Origin of the sequence: Pseudomonas sp. NFX15 (assembly GCF_049132105.1) — a bacterium.
Classification (GTDB): Bacteria; Pseudomonadota; Gammaproteobacteria; order Pseudomonadales; family Pseudomonadaceae; genus Aquipseudomonas.
The window spans coordinates 1-21,878 of sequence record NZ_JAFMPV010000027.1; the positions used below are offsets into that span (position 1 = coordinate 1).

The 21,878-nt window shown below is 61.6% G+C and carries 16 protein-coding genes; 10 read left to right on the forward strand and 6 right to left on the reverse strand.

Annotated elements, in window-relative coordinates:
* Positions 1 to 82: 82 nt before the first annotated feature.
* From J1D76_RS22750 to J1D76_RS22760, 3 genes are read right to left on the reverse strand one after another with little or no spacing between them, the layout of a single operon-like run.
* Positions 83 to 484 (reverse strand): DNA polymerase III subunit chi, encoded by a 402-nt coding sequence (locus J1D76_RS22750; protein ID WP_421140586.1) that lies wholly within the window; start codon positions 482 to 484, stop codon positions 83 to 85.
* An 8-nt stretch (positions 485 to 492) separates the two neighbouring features.
* Positions 493 to 921 (reverse strand): DNA polymerase III subunit chi, encoded by a 429-nt coding sequence (locus tag J1D76_RS22755; protein WP_421140587.1) that lies wholly within the window; start codon positions 919 to 921, stop codon positions 493 to 495.
* A 60-nt stretch (positions 922 to 981) separates the two neighbouring features.
* Positions 982 to 2,472 (reverse strand): leucyl aminopeptidase, encoded by a 1,491-nt coding sequence (locus J1D76_RS22760; protein WP_421140588.1) that lies wholly within the window; start codon positions 2,470 to 2,472, stop codon positions 982 to 984.
* A 398-nt stretch (positions 2,473 to 2,870) separates the two neighbouring features.
* On the opposite strand from J1D76_RS22760, the gene lptF reads away from it, so the two are divergent.
* From lptF to pdxJ, 8 genes are all read left to right on the forward strand, one after another.
* Positions 2,871 to 3,989 (forward strand): LPS export ABC transporter permease LptF, encoded by a 1,119-nt coding sequence (lptF, locus tag J1D76_RS22765; protein WP_421140589.1) that lies wholly within the window; start codon positions 2,871 to 2,873, stop codon positions 3,987 to 3,989.
* On the forward strand, positions 3,982 to 5,043 hold the full coding sequence (gene lptG / locus J1D76_RS22770) for an LPS export ABC transporter permease LptG (RefSeq protein WP_421140590.1): 1,062 nt from the start codon (positions 3,982 to 3,984) through the stop codon (positions 5,041 to 5,043). Before lptF ends, lptG begins: the two co-directional genes overlap by 8 nt.
* A 172-nt stretch (positions 5,044 to 5,215) precedes the next feature.
* A complete protein-coding gene (gene lepA / locus J1D76_RS22775) occupies positions 5,216 to 7,015 on the forward strand; it encodes a translation elongation factor 4 (RefSeq protein WP_008053223.1) in 1,800 nt (599 codons plus the stop codon).
* Positions 7,016 to 7,020: 5 nt separating this feature from the next.
* Positions 7,021 to 7,875, forward strand: coding sequence for a signal peptidase I (lepB, locus tag J1D76_RS22780; protein WP_421140591.1), 855 nt, complete (start codon positions 7,021 to 7,023; stop codon positions 7,873 to 7,875).
* A gap of 184 nt (positions 7,876 to 8,059) precedes the next feature.
* Positions 8,060 to 8,749: a ribonuclease III gene (gene rnc / locus J1D76_RS22785; protein WP_421140592.1), complete on the forward strand. Its 690-nt coding sequence runs from the start codon at positions 8,060 to 8,062 to the stop codon at positions 8,747 to 8,749.
* Entirely contained in the window at positions 8,742 to 9,644 is a 903-nt protein-coding gene (gene era, locus J1D76_RS22790; protein ID WP_093214366.1) for a GTPase Era, read from the forward strand. The genes rnc and era overlap by 8 nt, the downstream gene beginning before the upstream one ends.
* Before the next feature lie 166 nt (positions 9,645 to 9,810).
* Positions 9,811 to 10,494 carry a DNA repair protein RecO gene (recO, locus tag J1D76_RS22795; protein ID WP_421140593.1) on the forward strand — a complete coding sequence of 228 codons (684 nt, stop codon included), beginning with the start codon at positions 9,811 to 9,813 and terminating at the stop codon, positions 10,492 to 10,494.
* A gap of 52 nt (positions 10,495 to 10,546) precedes the next feature.
* The gene (pdxJ, locus tag J1D76_RS22800) at positions 10,547 to 11,293 is read left to right on the forward strand and encodes a pyridoxine 5'-phosphate synthase (protein WP_421140594.1); all 747 of its coding nucleotides are present in this window, start codon (positions 10,547 to 10,549) and stop codon (positions 11,291 to 11,293) included.
* A gap of 122 nt (positions 11,294 to 11,415) precedes the next feature.
* On the opposite strand, the gene mltF is transcribed toward pdxJ, so the two are convergent.
* The gene (mltF, locus tag J1D76_RS22805; RefSeq protein WP_421140595.1) at positions 11,416 to 12,876 is read right to left on the reverse strand and encodes a membrane-bound lytic murein transglycosylase MltF; all 1,461 of its coding nucleotides are present in this window, start codon (positions 12,874 to 12,876) and stop codon (positions 11,416 to 11,418) included.
* 285 nt (positions 12,877 to 13,161) lie between these two features.
* Here mltF and purL point away from each other — a divergent pair, with 285 nt between their 5' ends.
* Positions 13,162 to 17,058: a phosphoribosylformylglycinamidine synthase gene (gene purL, locus J1D76_RS22810; protein WP_421140596.1), complete on the forward strand. Its 3,897-nt coding sequence runs from the start codon at positions 13,162 to 13,164 to the stop codon at positions 17,056 to 17,058.
* Between the two features lie 5 nt (positions 17,059 to 17,063).
* Positions 17,064 to 17,375, forward strand: coding sequence for an NGG1p interacting factor NIF3 (locus tag J1D76_RS22815; RefSeq protein WP_421140635.1), 312 nt, complete (start codon positions 17,064 to 17,066; stop codon positions 17,373 to 17,375).
* Between the two features lie 164 nt (positions 17,376 to 17,539).
* Here J1D76_RS22815 and nagE read toward each other — a convergent pair whose 3' ends face one another.
* Both nagE and ptsP read right to left on the reverse strand, forming a co-directional pair.
* A complete protein-coding gene (gene nagE / locus J1D76_RS22820; RefSeq protein WP_421140597.1) occupies positions 17,540 to 19,255 on the reverse strand; it encodes an N-acetylglucosamine-specific PTS transporter subunit IIBC in 1,716 nt (571 codons plus the stop codon).
* Positions 19,256 to 19,295: 40 nt separating this feature from the next.
* Entirely contained in the window at positions 19,296 to 21,812 is a 2,517-nt protein-coding gene (gene ptsP, locus J1D76_RS22825; RefSeq protein WP_421140598.1) for a phosphoenolpyruvate--protein phosphotransferase, read from the reverse strand.
* Between the last annotated feature and the right edge of the window lie 66 nt (positions 21,813 to 21,878).

Genomic DNA, 21,878 nt, shown 5'->3' on the forward strand with positions numbered 1-21,878 from the left:
ATGGTGTGTCAGCCACATAGGTGTTGACTGACACACCATCGCGAGCAGGCTCGCTCCTACAGAAAAGGCGTCTGCAGGTTGTTCAGTCGTTGTACTGGCTCAACAACCGCTCCAGCCTGGCACTGAGGCGGCGTTTGATTTCGGTTTCGATGTGCGGGGCGAAGTCGTCGATCACGTCTTGCATGATCAACTGCGCGGCGGCGCGCAGTTCGCTGTCCAGGTGCAGCAAGTCGTCCGGGTTCTTGGCAGGCGCCGGCGTCGCCGTGGCAACGGGTTCAACGATGGGCGCTGGGGTTGCCGGTACGACGGCGGGCGAAGGCTCGGCCACGGCGTCGAACAGCATTGGGATCTGTTCCTGGTCGCCGTCCTCGACCGTGTCGGTCAGCAGGGGCGGTTGCAGGTTGTCATCGCCGAGCAATTGGCGGATCGACTCGAGGTCGTCCAGCAAGTGCGCGGACTGTTGCAGCGGTTTTGAAGTGTCCATTGTCAGGCTCAGAGTCGCTGTAAACGGTGATCTTGCAGAGGATAGCCCTGTTCGCGGTAGAAACGGAAACTCTCCCGCGCGGCCGCTCTGATCGTGGGATCCTCCACCACCACCTCCGCCACCCTGGCGAACCGGTTGGCGAAGGCCGGGACTTTCAGGTCTAGATTGACCAGCAAATCCTGATGCTGACCGCAGTCATCGCCAAGCCCCAAAACAATCGCGCTCTCAGGTTCACTGTCGGCAGGGCCGTGGGGCACGAAGCTTTCGCCCTTGAACGCCCACAGGCGCGCATCGAGATCGTCACGTTGGGCTGCATCGCTGCAATGCAGGTAGATGCGGTGGCCCATCCGCCAGGCTTTTTCGGTGAGCTTGCAGGCAAAATCCAGGCGTGCCGAAGGATCGGCGCTGGGCAGGATATAGAAGTCGACTTTGGTCATTGCGGTTCCTGAGCCTTTGGCGGCGTCACCCGAGAGCAGCGCCGCCAAGGATCATTGGTTTCAGGCTTTGGCGCGGTCCAGCAGGTATTGGGTCAGCAGGGGCACCGGACGGCCCGTGGCGCCCTTGTCCTTGCCGCCGCTGGTCCAGGCGGTGCCGGCGATGTCCAGGTGCGCCCAGTTGAGGTTCTTGGTGAAGCGCGACAGGAAGCAGGCCGCCGTAATGGTGCCCGCTTTCGGGCCGCCGATGTTGGCGATGTCGGCGAACGGGCTGTCCAGCTGTTCCTGGTACTCATCGAACAGCGGCAGTTGCCAGGCGCGGTCGTCGGCTGCCTTGCCGGCGCTCAGCAGTTGGCCGATCAGTTCGTCGTTGTTGCCCAGCAGGCCCGAGGTGTGGGAGCCCAAAGCAACCACGCAGGCGCCGGTCAGGGTCGCGATGTCGATCACCGCTTGTGGCTTGAAACGCTCGGAGTAGGTCAGGGCGTCGCACAGCACCAGGCGGCCTTCGGCGTCGGTGTTGAGGATTTCGACGGTCTGGCCGCTCATGGTGGTGACGATGTCGCCCGGGCGCGAAGCGTTGCCGCTCGGCATGTTCTCGGCGCAGGCGAGGATGCACACCAGGTTGATCGGCAGCTTCAGTTCGAGCACGGCACGCAGGGTACCGAACACGCTGGCGGCGCCGCCCATGTCGTACTTCATTTCATCCATGCCGGCGCCCGGCTTGAGGCTAATGCCACCGGTGTCGAAGGTGATGCCTTTGCCGACCAGGGCGTACGGCTTCTCGGATTTCTTGCCGCCGTTGTATTGCATGACGATCAGGCGCGGAGGCTGGGCGCTGCCCTGGCCCACGGCGTAGAACGAGCCCATGCCCAGTGCCTTGATCTTCTTCTCGTCGAGGACTTCGACCTTCAGGTCCTTGAACTCTTTGCCCAGATCCTTTGCCTGCTCACCGAGGAAGGTCGGGTGGCAGATGTTCGGTGGCAGGTTGCCCAGGTTGCGGGTGAACGCCATGCCGTTGGCGATCGCAGTGGCGTGGGTCACGGCGCGCTGGACTTCAGCCTGGGCGGCCTTGATGGTCAGCAGGGTGATTTTCTTCAGGGCGCGGGGTTCGGCTTTCTGGCTCTTGAACTGATCGAAGTTGTATTCGCCGTCTACCAGGGTTTCGGCCAGCAAGCGGGTCTTGCCGTAGCTGTCGCGGCCTTTGACGACCACTTCATCCAGGGCCAGCACCGCATCGCTGCCGCCCAGGCCTTTCAGAACATTGAGGATGCCGGCGATGGTTTTGCGGAACGGGCGGTCACCCAGTTCGTCGTCCTTGCCCACGCCCACCAGCAGCACGCGTTCGGCCTTGAGGTTCGGCAGGCTGTGCAGCAACAGGCTCTGGCCAACCTTGCCGGCCAGGTCGCCGCGCTTGAGCACTGCGCTGATCGCGCCGCCGCTCAATTCGTCGAGCTGCTTGGCCACTGCGCCGAGTTTGCGGCCTTCGCCGACGGAAACCACCAGCGTGGCAGTCTTCAACGTTTCCGGGTTGACGCTTTTTACAACCAGTTCCATGTCCGGGTCCCTGAATTGATGGTTAGCCTGCAAGCGTCCGACACCGTACGTGCGTCACTTGCCTGGAAAAAAGAGAGGCGCCAGGATTGATCGGCGACAAAGGCCGCAGTTTGAACCTCGCTACCGGCGGCTGACAACCCTCGGTTGCACGATTGTAGGAGCAGCCGGTCGACGCTCGATCGCTCGCGAAGAACCCAAGGCCACTGCGGGGTTTCAGGTTCTTCGCGTTATCGTGGGCGACCATCGCCAGCAAGCTGGCCCCTGCATGCATTGCGCAGTGACAGGCGCGTCCAATCACAGGATAATGCGCCATCTTTTTTCGGCGGCCCTGTCCTGCGGGCTGTCAGAAACGTTTGCTTGTTTGGCCGCCTTAGCCTGACAACCCTGGAGTGTCTGGTTTGATTGTCTTCCGTTATCTATCCCGCGAAGTCCTGTTGACCTTGAGCGCCGTCAGTGCCGTGCTGCTGGTCATCATCATGAGCGGTCGCTTCATCAAGTACCTCGCCCAGGCGGCTTCGGGCCTGCTGGATCCGGGGTCGCTGTTTCTGATCATGGGCTATCGCATGCCCGGTTTTCTCCAGCTGATTCTGCCGCTGGGCCTGTTTCTCGGGATTCTGCTGTCGTACGGGCGCCTGTACCTCGAAAGCGAAATGACCGTGCTCTCGGCGACCGGCATGAGCCAGCAGAAACTGGTTGTCATGACCCTGTTCCCGGCCACCCTGGTTGCACTGATCGTGGCATGGTTGAGCCTGAGCCTGGCGCCGCAAGGTGCGAACCAGTTTCAGTTGCTGCTGAACAAGCAGGACGCCCTGACCGAGTTCGACACCCTGGAGCCGGGACGTTTCCAGGCCCTGCGTGACGGCACCCGGGTGACCTACACCGAGCGCATGTCGGATGACCGCGTCAATCTGGGCGGCGTGTTCATCTCGCAGAAAAACATCAGCTCCAACAACAAGGATCGCGGGATTTCCGTCCTGGTGGCAGAAAAAGGCCGTCAGGAAATTCGCCCCGACGGTAACCGCTACCTGATCCTCGATAACGGCTATCGCTATGACGGTAATCCTGGGCAGGCCGACTACCGGGCGATCAAATATGACGAATACGGTGTGTTGCTGCCAAAACCGGACGTCAGCGATGAAGTCACCGACCGTGACGCAATGCCGACCAGTACGTTGGTCGGCAGTGAAGACATTCGCCTTCGCGCCGAATTGCAATGGCGCATGTCGCTGCCCTTGCTGGTGTTCATCGTGACCTTGATGGCAGTGCCGTTGTCGCGGGTCAACCCGCGCCAGGGCCGGTTCCTCAAGTTGCTGCCGGCGATTCTTCTTTATATGGCGTACCTGACCATCCTGATTGCCGCTCGCGGTGCCCTCGACAAGGGCAAGATCCCGGCGGTCGTAGGCTTGTGGTGGGTGCACGGGATTTTCCTGGCGGTCGGCCTGGGCTTGCTCTATTGGGAACCCCTGCGCTTGAAGCGGGCGAGTCGCCGCAGCGCGCTGGAGGTGGCCCGTGGTTAAGCTGGATCGCTACATTGGTAGCAGCGTACTCATCGCGATTCTGGCCGTGCTCGGGATCATTCTCGGCCTGGCGACCCTGTTTGCCTTCATCGACGAGATGGGTGAAGTCAGCGATACCTACACCCTGATCGATGTGCTGAGCTATGTGACGCTGACCGCACCGCGCCGCATGTATGAAATGATGCCGATGGCGGCGCTGATCGGTTGCCTGATCGGCCTGGGCAGCCTGGCCAGCAACAGCGAACTGACCATCATGCGCGCCGCCGGCGTGTCGATTGGCCGCATCGTCTGGGCAGTCATGAAGCCGATGCTGGTCTTGATGCTGGCTGGCGTGTTGATCGGCGAATACGTTGCGCCGCCTGCCGAAACCGCGGCTCAGGCCAATCGCTCGCTGGCCCAGGGCAGCGGCGATGCGCAAAGCGCCAAGCACGGCCTGTGGCACCGCCAGGGCGATGAGTTCATCCACGTCAACTCGGTACAGCCCAACGGCATCCTGTATGGCGTAACCCGTTATCGCTTCGACAACGAGCGGCACATGCTCTCGGCGAGCTTCGCCAAGCGTGCCGAATTCGCCAAGGATCACTGGCAGTTGACGGACGTCACCACCACGCTGTTCCACGAGCGCAGCACCGAAGTGGTGTCGGCCCCGGACGAGCGCTGGGAAATCGCACTGAGCCCGCAATTGCTGAACACCGTGGTCATGGTGCCGGAGTCGCTGTCGATCAGTGGCCTGTGGAATTACATCCACTACCTGGCGGACCAGGGGCTGAATAACGGCCGCTACTGGCTGGCATTTTGGGTCAAGGTCTTGCAGCCGTTGGTTACCGCCGCGTTGGTGCTGATGGCGATTTCCTTCATTTTCGGTCCATTGCGTTCGGTGACGCTCGGTCAGCGCGTGTTCACCGGTGTGCTGGTGGGCTTCACCTTCCGCATCGTCCAGGATCTGTTGGGGCCTTCCAGTCTGGTGTTCGGCTTCCCGCCGTTGCTGTCGGTGCTGTTGCCGGCCGGTGTTTGTGCCGTGGCGGGGCTCTGGTTGCTGCGCCGCGCCGGTTAATGGCGAGCACTTCGTGGCCTGAAACACCATGAAAAAACGCCCCGGTCGCAAGGCCGGGGCGTTTTTGTACGCACCGTCTGACCTGCGAACGTGACGCTTGCGCCGTGGATCAGGTACAATTCCCGGCTATTTTTCGGCGGGCTATGCCTGCAGCCTTTTTGAGTGTTGATCCGTGAGTGATTTGAGTCATATCCGCAATTTCTCCATCATCGCCCACATTGACCATGGCAAGTCGACGCTGGCCGATCGCTTCATCCAGATGTGTGGCGGCCTGGCCGAGCGCGAAATGGAAGCCCAGGTCCTGGACTCCATGGACCTTGAGCGTGAACGCGGGATCACTATCAAGGCGCACAGCGTCACCCTGTATTACAAGGCTCGCGACGGTATCAACTATCAGTTGAACTTCATTGATACCCCCGGCCACGTTGACTTCACCTATGAAGTAAGCCGTTCGCTGGCCGCCTGTGAAGGCGCGTTGCTGGTGGTCGATGCCGGCCAGGGCGTTGAAGCTCAATCGGTTGCCAACTGCTACACGGCCATTGAACAGGGCCTGGAAGTGATGCCGGTGCTGAACAAGATCGACCTGCCACAGGCCGACCCGGACCGCGTTAAAGAAGAAATCGAAAAAATCATCGGCATCGATGCCACCGACGCGGTCGAGTGCTCGGCCAAGACCGGCCTGGGTGTCGATGAGGTGCTCGAGCGCCTGGTGGCCACCATTCCTGCACCGACCGGCAACTACGAAGATCCGCTGCAAGCGTTGATCATCGACTCCTGGTTCGACAACTACCTGGGCGTTGTGTCCCTGGTGCGCGTTCGCCACGGCCGCGTGAAGAAGGGCGACAAGATCCTGGTCAAGTCCACCGGCAAGATCCACCTGGTGGACAGCGTCGGTGTATTCAACCCGAAACACACCCCTACCGCTGACCTCAAGGCCGGTGAAGTGGGCTTTATCATCGCCAGCATCAAGGACATTCATGGTGCGCCAGTGGGCGACACCCTGACCTTGAGTTCGACGCCGGACGTTGATGTACTGCCAGGCTTCAAACGGATTCAGCCGCAGGTTTACGCCGGTCTGTTCCCGGTCAGCTCCGACGACTTCGAAGACTTCCGCGAGGCGCTGCAAAAGCTGACCCTCAACGATTCGTCGCTGCAATACACCCCGGAAAGCTCCGACGCACTGGGCTTCGGCTTCCGTTGCGGCTTCCTCGGCATGCTGCACATGGAAATCATCCAGGAGCGCCTGGAGCGCGAATACAACCTGGACCTGATCACCACCGCGCCGACGGTAATCTTCGAGCTGCTGCTCAAGACCGGCGAGACGATCTACGTCGATAACCCGTCGAAGCTGCCGGACCTGTCTTCCATCGAAGACATGCGCGAACCCATCGTGCGCGCCAATATTCTTGTGCCGCAAGAGCACCTGGGTAACGTCATTACCCTGTGCATCGAAAAGCGCGGCGTGCAGGTCGACATGCTGTTCCTCGGCTCGCAGGTCCAGGTGACCTACGACCTGCCGATGAACGAAGTGGTACTGGACTTCTTCGATCGCCTGAAATCCACCAGCCGCGGCTATGCTTCGCTGGATTACCATTTCGATCGTTATCAATCGGCCAGTCTGGTGAAGCTGGACGTGCTGATCAACGGTGACAAGGTCGATGCCCTGGCGCTGATTGTGCACCGTGACAACTCGCACTACAAAGGTCGCCAGTTGACCGAGAAGATGAAAGAACTGATTCCACGGCAGATGTTCGACGTGGCAATCCAGGCCGCCATTGGCGGGCAGATTGTGGCGCGTACAACCGTCAAGGCGCTCAGAAAGAACGTATTGGCCAAATGCTACGGCGGTGACGTCAGCCGTAAGAAAAAACTGCTTGAAAAGCAAAAGGCCGGTAAAAAACGCATGAAGCAAGTCGGCAACGTGGAAATTCCACAAGAAGCCTTCCTTGCAGTGCTCAGGTTGGATAGTTAGGTCCTATGTCACTAAATTTCCCGCTGTTGCTGGTCATCGCCGTATTTGTCTGCGGCCTGTTGGCGTTGCTCGATCTGTTGATCCTGGCACCGCGTCGGCGTGCCGCCATTGCCTCTTATCAAGGCAGTGTCAGCCAGCCAGACATGGTCGTGGTCGAGAAACTGAACAAAGAGCCGCTGCTGGTTGAATACGGCAAGTCGTTCTTCCCGGTGTTGTTCATCGTGCTGGTGCTGCGTTCGTTCCTGGTGGAACCGTTCCAGATTCCTTCAGGCTCGATGAAGCCCACCCTGGATGTCGGCGACTTCATCCTGGTGAGCAAGTTTTCCTACGGGATCCGCTTGCCGGTGATCGACAAGAAAATCATCGAGGTCGGTGATCCGCAGCGCGGCGATGTGATGGTGTTCCGCTACCCGAGCGATCCGAACGTCAACTACATCAAGCGTGTCGTAGGCTTGCCGGGCGACACGGTGCGCTATACCGCTGACAAGCACCTGTTCGTCAACGGTCAATCGATTGCCGAACAGATGATCGGCTCGGAGCCGGGCACGCTGGGCAGCGCGGAACTCTACAAGGAAAAACTCGGCGCCGCCGAGCACCTGATCCGCAAAGAGATGAACCGCTACCGCGCGACGCCGGACCATTCGTGGACCGTGCCGGCCGGGCACTACTTCATGATGGGCGACAACCGCGACAACTCGAACGACAGTCGCTACTGGGATGATCCGAACATTCCCAAGGATCTGCTGGGCATGGTTCCCGACAAGAATATCGTCGGCAAGGCCTTCGCGGTCTGGATGAGCTGGCCGGAACCCAAACTCAGCCACCTGCCGAATTTCTCGCGGGTTGGCCTGATCAAGTAATCAGACACGGCGCTGTTGAACACAGCGCCGAATGCATTTCTGGAACCGACACAATCGGGGCCGAACGCATGAAGCCAATGATATTCAGGACGTTATTTTTGAACACAGCGTTAATTGTCCCAAGCCTGCGCCGACTCTCGGCGGTGGCAGTGGAATCCAGCCACGAACTCAGCGTGGGTAAACCGTGAGCGTCTCCTTAAGCCGTCTAGAGCGTCAGCTCGGCTACACCTTCAAGGATCAGGAACTGATGGTCCTGGCCCTGACTCATCGCAGCTTTGCCGGGCGCAACAATGAACGCCTGGAATTCCTCGGTGACGCTATCCTTAACTTCGTGGCGGGCGAGGCGTTGTTCGATCGCTTCCCGCTGGCCCGCGAAGGTCAATTGTCGCGTTTGCGCGCCCGCCTGGTGAAAGGCGAGACCCTGGCCGTACTGGCCCGTGGTTTCGATCTGGGCGAATACCTGCGCCTGGGTTCCGGCGAGCTGAAAAGCGGCGGTTTCCGTCGCGAGTCGATCCTGGCTGACGCCCTCGAAGCGCTGATTGGTGCGATCTACCTCGATGCCGGCATGGAAGTGGCAAAAGAGCGCGTGCTCGCCTGGCTGGCCGGCGAGTTCGAAGGCTTGACGCTGGTCGACACCAACAAGGATCCAAAGACCCGCCTGCAAGAATTCCTGCAGTCCCGGGGTTGTGAGCTGCCGCGTTACGAAGTGGTGGATATCCAGGGTGAGCCGCATTGCCGGACGTTCTTCGTCGAATGCGAAATCATCTTACTGAATGAAAAAAGCCGAGGTCAGGGTGTGAGTCGTCGTATTGCCGAACAGGTAGCGGCCGCCGCAGCACTGATTGCCCTGGGTGTGGAGAATGGCAATGACTGATACAAACGCAACTCGCTGTGGCTATGTTGCCATCGTCGGCCGTCCGAACGTGGGCAAGTCCACGCTGCTGAACCACATCCTGGGTCAGAAGCTGGCGATCACCTCGCGCAAACCGCAAACCACCCGACACAACATGCTCGGCATCAAGACCGAGGGTGATGTGCAGGCGATCTACGTCGACACCCCCGGCATGCACAAGGGTGGCGAAAAAGCCCTGAACCGCTACATGAACAAGACCGCTTCGGCGGCGTTGAAAGACGTCGACGTGGTGATCTTCGTGGTCGACCGCACCAAGTGGACCGACGAAGACCAGATGGTCCTCGAGCGCGTCCAGTACGTGACCGGCCCGCTGATCGTGGCGTTGAACAAGACCGACCGCATCGAAGACAAGGCCGAGTTGATGCCGCACCTGAGCTGGTTGCAGGAGCAGTTGCCGAATGCGCAGATCATCCCGATTTCCGCGCAGCACGGGCACAACCTCGATGCCCTGGAGCGCGTAATCGCCGAGCACCTGCCGGAAAACGATCACTTCTTCCCGGAAGACCAGATCACCGACCGCAGCAGCCGTTTCCTCGCCGCTGAACTGGTGCGCGAGAAAATCATGCGCCAGATGGGCGCCGAGCTGCCGTACCAGATCACCGTCGAGATCGAAGAGTTCAAGCAGCAGGGCAAGACCTTGCACATCCACGCGTTGATCCTCGTCGAGCGCGATGGCCAGAAGAAAATCATCATTGGCGACAAGGGCGAGCGCATCAAGCGCATCGGCACCGAGGCGCGCAAGGACATGGAGCTGCTGTTCGACTCCAAGATCATGCTCAACCTGTGGGTCAAGGTGAAGGGTGGCTGGTCCGATGACGAGCGTGCGTTGCGTTCGTTGGGTTATGGCGACCTGTAAAGCCGGACCCAAGTGATGTAACGGTAGGAGCGAGCCTGCTCGCGATAGCGGTCTGTCAGTCAACGAGTGTGTTGAATGTTAGTCCCTCATCGCGAGCAGGCTCGCTCCTACAGTGGTTTTGGGGTTGTCAGTAATATCTGCTTCTTCATCGAGATCTGCAATTTCCATGTCCCAACCCATCCCCCAGCCCGCCTACGTCCTGCACTCCCGCGCCTACCGCGAAACCAGCGCGCTGGTGGATTTCCTCACGCCGCAAGGTCGGCTGCGGGCGGTGTTGCGCAGTGCGCGGGGCAAGGCCGGGACGTTGGCGCGGCCGTTCGTACCGCTGGAAGTTGAATTCCGGGGCAAGGGTGAGCTGAAGAATGTCGGGCGCATGGAAAGTGCCGGGGTTTCCACCTGGCTCAACGGCGAGGCCCTATTCAGCGGCCTGTACCTCAATGAATTGTTGATTCGCCTATTGCCCGCCGAAGACCCGCTGCCCTCGGTGTTCGATCACTACGCCGCGACCTTGCTGGCCCTCGCCGAAGGCCGGCCGCTGGAACCCTTGCTGCGCTCGTTCGAATGGCGCCTGCTCGATGATCTCGGGTACGGGTTTTCGCTGACCTCCGATATCCACGACGAGGCCATCGCGCCCGACGGCCTCTACCGATTGCAGGTGGATGCCGGGCTCGAACGCGTCTACCTGCTGCAACCCGGTTTATTCAACGGCACCGAGCTGCTGGCCATGGCAGAGGCCGACTGGAGTGCACCGGGCGCATTATCAGCGGCCAAGCGCCTGATGCGCCAAGCGTTGGCCGTACATCTGGGCGGTCGGCCGCTGGTTTCCCGCGAGTTGTTTCGAAAGCCGTAATTTCCCCGTGTATGCTGTGCACCGAACTTTCTCTTCTTCTGGAGCGCTTTCCGTGACCACCAGCACCCGTATTCTTCTTGGCGTGAACATCGACCACGTTGCCACCCTGCGTCAGGCCCGCGGCACTCGGTACCCGGACCCGGTCAAGGCAGCGCTGGACGCAGAAGAGGCGGGCGCCGACGGCATCACCGTGCACCTGCGCGAAGACCGTCGGCACATTCAGGAGCGCGACATCCTGGTGCTCAAGGACGTGCTGCAAACCCGCATGAACTTTGAAATGGGCGTCACCGAGGAAATGATGCAGTTCGCCGAACGCATCCGCCCGGCGCACATTTGCCTGGTCCCGGAAACCCGCCAGGAACTGACTACCGAAGGTGGCCTGGACGTGGCGGGGCAGGAAGCGCGGATCAAGGCAGCGGTCGAGCGCTTGTCGAAGACCGGCGCCGAAGTGTCGCTGTTCATTGATGCCGATGAGCGTCAGATCGAAGCCTCGCGCCGTGTCGGCGCACCGGCCATCGAACTGCACACCGGGCGTTACGCCGATGCCGAGACGCCGACCGAAGTCGCTGAAGAACTCAAGCGTGTGGCGGACGGTGTGGCGTTTGGTCTGGCCCAGGGCCTGATCGTCAATGCCGGCCATGGTTTGCACTACCACAACGTTGAAGCCGTGGCGGCGATCAAGGGCATCAACGAACTGAACATCGGCCATGCGCTGGTGGCCCATGCGCTGTTCGTGGGCTTCAAGTCGGCTGTTTCGGAGATGAAGGCGCTGATTCTGGCGGCGGCTGCCAAGGCGTAAAGCCAACACAAACCCTGTAGGAGCGAGCTTGCTAGCGAAAGCGGAGTGTCAGCCAACAGAGTTGCTGGATGATAAACCGCCTTCGCGGGCAAGCCCGCTCCTACAGTGATTTTGGGTGGTTGTCAGAGCGGCGCGGGCTCTTGGGCAGGCTTGGTCTTGTCGATCCCCGGCACCAGCAGTTTGCCCTCGGCGACCTGGTCGCCTTCAAGCTGCGGCTGCGTGACCCACGTCAGGATGTCGTAGTAGCGCCGGATGTTCGCCACGAAATGCACTGGCTCGCCGCCGCGGGCGTAGCCGTAGCGGGTCTTGCTGTACCACTTTTTCTCCGCCAGGCGTGGCAGGATCTTCTTCACGTCCAGCCACTTGTCCGGGTTCAACCCTTCCTTGGCCGCCAGTTTGCGGGCGTCATCGAGGTGCCCGCTGCCGACGTTATAGGCGGCCAGCGCAAACCAGGTGCGGTCCGGTTCCTGGATCGAATCGTCGAGCTGGTCCTTCATGTAGGCCAGGTACTTGGCGCCGCCCATGATGCTCTGCTTGGGGTCGAGGCGGTTGGACACGCCCATGGCCTGCGCGGTGTTCTGGGTCAGCATCATCAGGCCTCGCACGCCGGTCTTGGAGGTGACGGCCGGTTGCCACAACGATTCCTGGTAACCGATGGCCGCGAGCAGGCGCCAGTCGACTTTCTCCTTCTTGGCGTAGGCCTTGAAGTGCTGTTCGTACTTGGGCAGGCGTTGCTGCAAGTGCTGGGCGAAGGTGGTGGCGCCCATGTAGCCAAGGACGTCGACGTGCCCGTAGTAGCGGTCCTTGAGGCGTTGCAACGTGCCGTTTTTCTTGACCTTGTCGAGGTAGTCGTTGATTTCGTTGAGCAGGCTGTTGTCGTCGCCCGGCGCCACGGCCCAGCTCTGGTTGCTGGCGTCACCGAGGTCGAAGGCGACACGAATGTTGGTGAAGTACACCTGGTTCATCGCCACTTCGTTGGAGTCGACCAGGGTCAGGTCGATCTGGCCTTCGTCGACCATGCGCAGGAGATCGACGACCTCGACTGCGTCAGACTCTTCGTATTCGATGCCGGGAAACTTCTGTTTCAGTTGCGCCAGTTGTTCGGCGTGGGTGCTGCCCTTGAGCACCATGATTTTCTTGCCCACCAGATCCTTCGCGTCGGTCGGCCGTGACTGGCCGTTGCGATAGATGATCTGCGGGGTGACTTCCAGGTAGGAGTGGGAGAAGCGCACCTGCTTCTTGCGCTCTTCGCTGCTGACCAGGCCGGCTGCCGCCAGCACCGGGCCATTGGGCTTGCCGACCTGGTTGAACAGGTCGTCGAGGTTGTCGGCGGTCTCGATCTTGAGCTCGACCCCCAGATCGTCGGCGAAGCGCTTCACCAGCTCGTATTCGAAGCCGGTTTCACCGTTGCGATCCTGGAAGTAGGTGGCGGGGCTGTTACGGGTAATGACCCGCAGCACACCATCCTCCTTTACGCGCTCGAGGGTGTTGGGTTTATCAACACAGCCGCCGAGCATCAGGAAGAGTCCGGTTGCGATCAGCCATTTGGCGTACCGCGGACGCAAAGCCGTTGGGAAAAACATTTGCGCAGTATACGCAAAGGACCACGGGCGCCATATCTCGACAGCAAGGGGCTTGTCTGCTAGCGATCACAAAACCGGCCGAAACCCCGCAGGAATGGGCCTTGTCTGCATTTTGTTACAGTAAAAATAAGCTGGCATCAGAGGCCTGATTAACCTGACTTTCGAGGCAGAAACACAGAATGGCACCCGAGTGCAACCGTGCGTAGCGTTTCGGGTGATGTCGCGGGCTGTTTAGGCTAGAATGCACGGCCTCAAAGCACACCCCTTCCCGAGGCTGTCCCGAAGATGTTGATCCTGCGCGGCGCTCCTGCCCTTTCTGCCTTTCGCCACAGCAAGCTCCTTGAGCAACTGAGCCAGAAGGTTCCGGCTGTCAGTGGCCTGTATGCTGAATTCGCTCACTTCGCCGAAGTTACTGGCGTCCTGACCGGCGACGAACAGCAGGTGCTTGCGCGCCTTCTGAAGTACGGTCCAAGCGTACCGGTCCAGGAACCGACCGGTCGTCTGTTCCTGGTGTTGCCGCGTTTCGGCACCATCTCGCCGTGGTCGAGCAAGGCCAGCGATATCGCTCGCAACTGTGGCCTGGCCAAAATCCAGCGCCTGGAGCGCGGTATTGCGTTCTACGTGGCCGGCCAGTTCAGCGACGCGCAAGCACAGCTTGTTGCGGATGCACTGCACGACCGCATGACCCAGATCGTGCTGGGCAACCTGGAACAGGCCGCCGGCCTGTTCAGCCACGCCGAACCGAAACCGCTGACCGCCATCGACGTACTGGGTGGCGGCCGTGCCGCGCTGGAAAAAGCCAACACCGAGCTGGGCCTGGCCCTGGCCGAAGACGAGATCGACTACCTGGTCAACGCGTTCGTCGGTTTGAAGCGCAACCCGCACGACATCGAACTGATGATGTTCGCCCAGGCGAACTCCGAGCACTGCCGTCACAAGATCTTCAACGCCAGTTGGGACATCGACGGCCAGAGCCAGGAAAAAAGCCTGTTCGGCATGATCAAGAACACCTACCAGATGCACAGCGAAGGTGTCCTGTCGGCTTATAAGGACAACGCTTCGGTGATTGTCGGCTCCGTGGCCGGCCGCTTCTTCCCGGACCCTGAGACCCGCCAGTATGGCGCGGTGCAGGAGCCGGTGCACATCCTGATGAAGGTTGAAACCCACAACCACCCGACCGCGATTGCCCCGTTCCCGGGCGCGTCCACCGGTTCCGGTGGCGAGATCCGTGACGAAGGCGCCACCGGTCGCGGCGCCAAGCCAAAGGCTGGCCTGACCGGTTTCACCGTGTCCAACCTGCAGATCCCGGGCTTCGAACAGCCGTGGGAAGTGCCGTACGGCAAGCCTGAACGCATCGTTACCGCGCTGGACATCATGATCGAAGGTCCGTTGGGCGGCGCCGCGTTCAACAACGAATTCGGCCGTCCGGCACTGACCGGTTACTTCCGTACCTTCGAACAGTCGATCACCACCCCGCACGGTGACGAAGTTCGCGGTTACCACAAGCCGATCATGCTGGCGGGCGGCATGGGCAACATCCGTGAAGAACACGTCAAGAAAGGCGAGATCCTGGTTGGCTCCAAGCTGATCGTGCTCGGCGGCCCGGCGATGTTGATCGGCCTGGGCGGCGGCGCGGCTTCCTCGATGGCCACCGGCACCAGCTCGGCCGACCTGGACTTCGCTTCGGTACAACGCGAAAACCCGGAAATGGAACGCCGCTGCCAGGAGGTCATCGACCGTTGCTGGCAGCTGGGCGACAAGAACCCGATCAGCTTCATCCACGACGTGGGGGCGGGCGGTCTGTCCAACGCCTTCCCGGAGCTGGTCAACGACGGCGACCGCGGTGGCCGTTTCGAACTGCGCAACATTCCAAACGACGAGCCGGGCATGGCCCCGCACGAAATCTGGTCCAACGAATCCCAGGAGCGTTACGTCCTGGCCGTTGGCCCGGCGGACTTCGAGCGCTTCAAGGCAATCTGCGAACGTGAGCGTTGCCCGTTTGCCGTGGTCGGCGAAGCCACTGCCGAACCACAGCTGACCGTGACCGACAGCCACTTCGGCAACAGCCCGGTGGACATGCCGCTGGAAGTGTTGCTGGGCAAGGCTCCGCGCATGCACCGTTCGGTGGTGCGTGAAGCCGAACTGGGCGACGATTTCGATCCATCGGCCCTGAACATTGCCGATTGCGTCGAGCGCGTACTGCATCACCCGGCCGTGGCGAGCAAGAGCTTCCTGATCACCATCGGCGACCGCACCATCACCGGTCTCGTGGCCCGTGACCAGATGGTCGGCCCGTGGCAGGTTCCGGTGGCCGACGTTGCCGTCACCGCCACCAGCTTCGACGTCTACACCGGTGAAGCCATGGCCATGGGCGAGCGCACTCCGCTGGCCCTGCTGGACGCTCCGGCGTCGGGCCGCATGGCCATCGGCGAAACCCTGACCAACATCGCGGCGTCGCGCATCGGCAAGATCTCCGACATCAAACTGTCGGCGAACTGGATGTCGGCAGCCGGTCACCCGGGTGAAGACGCACGCCTGTACGACACCGTGAAAGCGGTCGGCATGGACCTGTGCCCTGAACTGGGCATCACCATCCCGGTGGGCAAGGACTCGATGTCGATGGCCACGCGCTGGAGCGACAAGGGCGAAGACAAGTCCGTCACCTCGCCGATGTCGCTGATCGTGACCGGTTTCGCGCCGGTGACTGACATCCGTCAGACCCTGACCCCGCAACTGCGCATGGACAAGGGCACCACCGACCTGATCCTGATCGACCTCGGCCGCGGCCAGAACCGCATGGGCGCGTCGATCCTGGCACAGGTTCACGGCAAGCTCGGCAACCAGGCCCCGGACGTCGATGACGCCGAAGACCTGAAAGCCTTCTTCGCGGTGATCCAGGGCCTTAACGCCGACGGTCACCTGCTGGCTTACCACGACCGTTCCGACGGTGGTTTGCTGACCAGCGTTGTCGAGATGGCCTTCGCCGGTCACTGCGGCCTGAGCCTGAACCTCGACAGCCTGGCGGATACCTCCGCTGACATCGCCGCGATCCTGTTCAACGAAGAACTGGGTGCGGTGATCCAGGTTCGCCAGGATTCCACCCCGGACATCCTCGCGCAGTTCAGCGCTGCCGGCCTGGGTGACTGCGTGTCGGTGATCGGCCAGCCAATCAACAATGGCGAGATCAGCATCACCTTCAACGGTGACACCGTGTTCGAAGGCCAGCGTCGCCTGCTGCAACGCCAGTGGGCCGAGACCAGCTACCAGATCCAGCGTCTGCGTGACAACGCCGACTGCGCCGAGCAAGAGTTCGACGTGCTGCTGGAAGAAGACAACCCTGGCCTGAGCGTCAAGCTGAGCTACGACGTCAACCAGGACATCGCCGCGCCTTACATCAAGAAAGGCATCCGCCCACAGGTTGCCGTGCTGCGTGAGCAGGGCGTCAACGGTCAGGTGGAAATGGCGGCGGCATTCGACCGCGCCGGTTTCAACGCGATCGACGTGCACATGAGCGACATCCTGGCCGGCCGTGTCGACTTGAACGAGTTCAAGGGCATGGTCGCTTGCGGCGGCTTCTCCTACGGCGACGTACTGGGTGCCGGTGAAGGCTGGGCGAAATCCGCGCTGTTCAACAGCCGTGCCCGGGATGCGTTCCAGGGTTTCTTCGAGCGCAACGACAGCTTCACCCTCGGCGTGTGCAACGGTTGCCAGATGATGTCCAACCTGCACGAACTGATCCCGGGCAGCGAGTTCTGGCCGCATTTCGTGCGCAACCGTTCCGAGCAGTTCGAAGCGCGTGTGGCGATGGTGCAGATCCAGGAGTCGAATTCGATCTTCCTGCAAGGCATGGCCGGTTCGCGTATGCCGATCGCCATTGCCCACGGTGAAGGCCACGCCGAGTTCGAAAGCGAAGAAGCCCTGCTGCAAGCCGACCTGTCCGGTTGCGTGGCGATGCGTTTCGTCGACAACCACGGCAAGGTCACCGAAAGCTACCCGGCCAACCCGAACGGCTCGCCGCGTGGTATCACCGGCCTGACCAGCCGCGACGGTCGCGTAACGATCATGATGCCGCACCCGGAGCGTGTGTTCCGCGCCGTGCAGAACTCGTGGCGCTCCGATGACTGGAACGAAGATGCACCGCTGATGCGCATGTTCCGTAATGCGCGCGTGTGGGTGAACTGATAGCTGTGTTCAAGCTCAGCTTTTTTGTTCCCGACAGTCATGTCGAGGTGGTCAAGAGTGCCGTATTCGCTGCCGGTGGCGGGCGGATCGGTGCTTATGATCACTGCGCATGGCAGGTGTTGGGCCTGGGCCAGTTTCGTCCACTGGACGGCAGTCAGCCGTTCATTGGGCAAGCGGGGCAGGTCGAACAGGTTGAGGAATGGAAGGTTGAACTGGTGGTGGCGGATGAGTTGATTCGCCCGGTGGTGGCGGCTCTGAAACAGAGCCACCCCTACGAGACACCGGCTTATGAAGTGTGGCGGCTGGAGGATTTCTGATCCTGCGCCGCTGAAATGAAAAACCCGCTGAAAGTGATTTCAGCGGGTTTTTTTTGCCCTGGTTTTTGTGGTGAAGCTTAGGGCCTCTTCGCTTGCAAGCCAGCTCCTACAATGGATCTGTGTACACCGGACCTGCAGGCGCTGGCTTGCCAGCGAAGACGGTGCTAAACCTTGGCGCTGACCTCGCTGCGATTGACCAACGCTTCCAGCGCAACACTCAAACTGGCTGCTTTGTCGCCAATCAACAAATGCCACACGCCAGCGTCCAATTGACTGACGCCCTGACAACCCAACGCTTTCAAATCACATTCCGACAACGCCTTGCCATTGGCCAGTTGCAAGCGAATGCGGGTCATGGCGATGCAGTCGAGTTGCAGCACATTGTCGCCACCGCCCAGGGCCTCCAGCCATTGCTGCGCCTCGGGTACCGCCACGTTGACCGGTGGTGCTGTGTCGATTTCAGCGGCAGGCGACGACACAATGGCCCGACCCAGTGCCGGCATGGCCTGGCGGATCTCATCGGCAATCGCGTCGGCCATCGGCCCGACCACCACTTGCAAACTGCCGCCCTTACCGGGACGTACCACGGCCATGGCACCGAGTGCCTTCAAGTTGGTGTCCGACGCCTTGTTGCGATCAACCATGTCCAGGCGCAAGCGTGTGGTGCAGGCGCCAACGGTGATCAGGTTTTGCGCACCGCCCAATGCCTTGATGTAGGCCCCGGCCCGTTCGTTGTCGGCGACTGCCACTTGCTCGGCGGCTGCACGGGTTTCGCGACCCGGCGTCTTCAGGTCGAAGCGGCGGATACAGAAGTCGAACACCCCGTAATAGATCACGGCATACGCCAGGCCCACCGGGAATACCCGCCAGCCGTTGGTGGACTTGCCCCAGCCAAGGATCATGTCGATAAAGCCACCGGAGAAGGTGAAGCCCAGATGAATGTTCAACGCATTGGTGATCGCCATCGACAGCCCCGTCAGCAGCGCATGCAGCAGGTAAAGCAGCGGCGCGAGGAACATGAAGGCGAATTCGATCGGCTCGGTGACGCCGGTCAGGAACGCGGTCAGTGCCATCGACAGGAAAATCCCGCCCATCACCTTGCGTCGTTCCGGCAGGGCGTTGCGGTACATCGCCAGGCACGCGGCGGGCAAGCCGAAGATCATCATCGGGAACATGCCGGTCATGAACTGCCCACCTTTCGGGTCGCCGGCGAAGTAGCGCGACAGATCGCCCGTCACCAGTGCGCCGGTGGTAGGGTCGGTGAAATTGCCGAACACGAACCACGCCATGTTGTTGAGGATGTGGTGCAAGCCGGTGACGATCAGCAAGCGGTTGAACACACCGAAGACGAACGCGCCGAAGCTGCCGCTTTCCATCATTAGGGTGCCGAAGCCGTTGATGCCGTGCTGGATCGGCGGCCAGATGTAGCCGAACACCACGCCCAGGCCGACGGCGGCGAACCCGGTGACAATCGGCACGAAGCGCCGGCCACCGAAGAACGCCAGGTACTCCGGCAGCTTGATGTCCTTGAAACGGTTGTACAGCGCGCCAGCCATCAGGCCACTGACGATCCCGGCGAGCATGCCCATGTTGATACTCGGGTCGAGCACCTTGAGGGTGGAGATCATCACCAGGTAACCGATGACCCCGGCAAGCCCCGCCGTACCGTTGTTGTCCTTGGCGAAACCGACCGCGATGCCGATGGCGAAGATCATCGCCAGGTTGGCAAAAATCACTTGGCCGGCGTCGTGAATGATGGCGATGTTCAAAAGGTCAGTATCGCCCAGGCGCAGCAACAGGCCGGCAATCGGCAGGATCGCGATCGGCAGCATCAGTGCGCGGCCGAGGCGTTGCAGGCCTTCGATGAAAAGTTGGTACATGGCGAATCTCCCTGGATTTTTGTTCTTCTTTTGTAAAGCGCTAGCTCAGAGGCCAGTGCTGGTGACAGGCGTGACGCACCGCGCTGGCGCTGTTCAGCTTGAGCAGGCCCTGGCTGAGGCGTCGACACTGCGCGGCGTCGAGGTGACGCACGCGGTCCTTGATCTCGCCGATCTGCACCGGGCTCACTGACAGCTCGCTGACGCCCAGGCCGATCAGCACCGGCGTGGCCAATGGATCGCAGGCCAACGCGCCGCACACACCGACCCAACGCTGGTGCAACGCCGCACCGGCGCAGGTCTGGGCGATCAACCGCAGCAGGGCCGGGTGCAATGCATCGACGCGGGCGGCGAGCCCGGCATGGTCGCGGTCCATGGCCAGGGTGTATTGCGACAGGTCGTTGGTGCCGATGGACAGGAAGTCCGCGTGTTCGGCCAGTTGCTCGGCCAGCAGCGCGGCGGCCGGCACTTCAATCATCACCCCCAGCTCCGGGCGTTGCGTCAGACCCAGCTCGGTACACAAGGCGTCGAGGCGCTGGCGAATGTGCAGCAGTTCATCGACTTCGGTAATCATTGGCAGCAGGATCCGGCAGCGCGACAGCGGGCTGACGTGCAGCAGTGCGCGCAGTTGCTGGTCGAGCACTTCCGGGCGAACCTGGGCCAGGCGAATGCCGCGCAGGCCGAGCACCGGGTTGGCCTCGACAGGCAGCGGCAGGTAGTCGAGTTGCTTGTCGCCACCGACGTCGATGGTGCGGATGATCACCGACTTGTCGCCCATGGCATCGAGCACCGCTTGGTAAGCCTGGCGTTGTTCCTGTTCGTCCGGCGCGGTGTGGCGGTCGACAAAGAGGAATTCGGTGCGCAGCAAACCGACGCCGTCGGCGCCATTGGCCAGTGCGCCCGCTGCTTCCGCGCTGGACGCCACATTGGCCGCGACTTCGATGTGCTGGCCATCGCGGGTCAACGCCGGTGTGTGCGCCTGGGCTTGTTGTTCGGCGCGGCGTTGTTGCTGTTGCTGCTGCAACTGGTGCACATCGGTCAGGCGCTCGGTGCTGGGCGTCAGTTCGAGGCGGCCACCGTCGGCGTCCAGCACCACCGCTTGCCCCTGTGGCTGGTCGAGCAGGGCCGAGCCCAGTGCGACCATGCACGGCAGGCCTTTGCCCCGGGCCAGGATCGCCACGTGGGAGGTCGCGCCACCTTCGGCCATGCACAGCCCGGCGACGCCTTGCTGGCTCAGTTGCAGTAAATCCGAAGGGGTCAGCTCATGGGCGGCGACGATGGCGCCGGCCGGCACGTCGTCATGCCAGGTATCGCCGAGCACTACGCGCAGCACCCGTTGCTTGAGGTCGCGCAGGTCGTTGGCGCGCTCGGCCAGCAGCGTGCTGCCGGTTTGCTGGAGGACGTTGCACTGCGCGTCGATGGCCTGGTTCCAGGCATGGGTCGCGGCCGAGCCTTGGGCGATGCAATGGCTGGCAGCGTCGAGCAGGGCAGGATCTTCGAGCAGTGCGAGGTGGGCGGCGAAGATGGCTTCTTCGGCGCTGTCCTTGTGTTTCTTCGCCTGCATCAGCGTGTTGTCGATTTCACCGCGTACCTGAATCAGTGCCGCGTCCAGCACTTGTAATTGTTGTTGCGGATCATGATTACCGGCATCCACCGGCAGGCTGATCGCATTCAGGCGAAACAGCGGCCCGCCAACCAGGCCCGGTGCTGCGCAGACACCGTGCAACACGCCGGCTTCGGCGGGGCGCTTGCGTTGGGCAATCGTCAGTGGCGCAGCGGCGTGGCTGTCTTCGGCCAGGGCTGTGGATAACGCCGCCAGCAAGGCTTGCAGCGCGGCTTCGGCGTCCGGGCCCTGGCAACTGACCTGGACCTCGGCTTGCTCGCCGATGGCCAGCCCCATCAAGCCGATCAGGCTGTCGCAGGTGGCCGATTTGCCGGCGAAGTGCAGTTGCGATTTGCTTTTGAAACCTTGCGCGGTCTGGCGGATCAGCGCGGCGGGGCGTGCGTGCAGGCCGCCACGATGAGCGATGTGCACCTGACCGACAATCTCGACACCGGCAAACTCGGCCTCGATCTGTGCGCTCGAGGACTGGCGACGAATGATGTGCAGCAGCGGCTCGCCAACCTTCACTGATTTGAGAGTAATGGGACGCGCCTGAAAGTCCTGGCTGTTGGTGAGAATGAGCAGGCTGACCAGGCTCTTGCACTGTTGCGCGACCTTGTCCAGGTCGTAGCGCAGCAGCGGTTGGCCGTTAGTGACGCGTGCGCCTTCCTCGACCAGCATCGAGAAACCCTGGCCCTGCAATTCGACCGTGTCGAGCCCAAGGTGCAAGAGCAGCTCGGCGCCGTTGTCGGCACGCAGGGTCAGCGCATGAGCGGTGCGGGCGACCTGCACCACCACGCCCGCGCAGGGCGCGTGCAGGGTGTCGTTGAGCGGATCGATGGCGATGCCGTCGCCCATGGCGCCGCTGGCGAACACCGGGTCCGGGACTTTGGCGAGCGTGAGCACCGGGCCGCTGAGCGGGGCGCTTAAAGTCAGCTCTTTATTGTTGTTATGCATGGCTCGGTCTCATCAGGAAATACAACAATTGGTCTCGACGCGCCTCCTGTAGGAGCAGGCTTGCCG

Coding starts and splice junctions, on each gene's coding strand:
- J1D76_RS22750 (WP_421140586.1), bottom strand. CDS start 484: ATGGACACTTCAAAACCGCTGCAACAGTCCGCGCACTTGCTGGACGAC.
- J1D76_RS22755 (WP_421140587.1), bottom strand. CDS start 921: ATGACCAAAGTCGACTTCTATATCCTGCCCAGCGCCGATCCTTCGGCA.
- J1D76_RS22760 (WP_421140588.1), bottom strand. CDS start 2,472: ATGGAACTGGTTGTAAAAAGCGTCAACCCGGAAACGTTGAAGACTGCC.
- lepB (WP_421140591.1), top strand. CDS start 7,021: ATGTCACTAAATTTCCCGCTGTTGCTGGTCATCGCCGTATTTGTCTGC.
- era (WP_093214366.1), top strand. CDS start 8,742: ATGACTGATACAAACGCAACTCGCTGTGGCTATGTTGCCATCGTCGGC.
- recO (WP_421140593.1), top strand. CDS start 9,811: ATGTCCCAACCCATCCCCCAGCCCGCCTACGTCCTGCACTCCCGCGCC.
- mltF (WP_421140595.1), bottom strand. CDS start 12,876: ATGTTTTTCCCAACGGCTTTGCGTCCGCGGTACGCCAAATGGCTGATC.
- purL (WP_421140596.1), top strand. CDS start 13,162: ATGTTGATCCTGCGCGGCGCTCCTGCCCTTTCTGCCTTTCGCCACAGC.
- nagE (WP_421140597.1), bottom strand. CDS start 19,255: ATGTACCAACTTTTCATCGAAGGCCTGCAACGCCTCGGCCGCGCACTG.
- ptsP (WP_421140598.1), bottom strand. CDS start 21,812: ATGCATAACAACAATAAAGAGCTGACTTTAAGCGCCCCGCTCAGCGGC.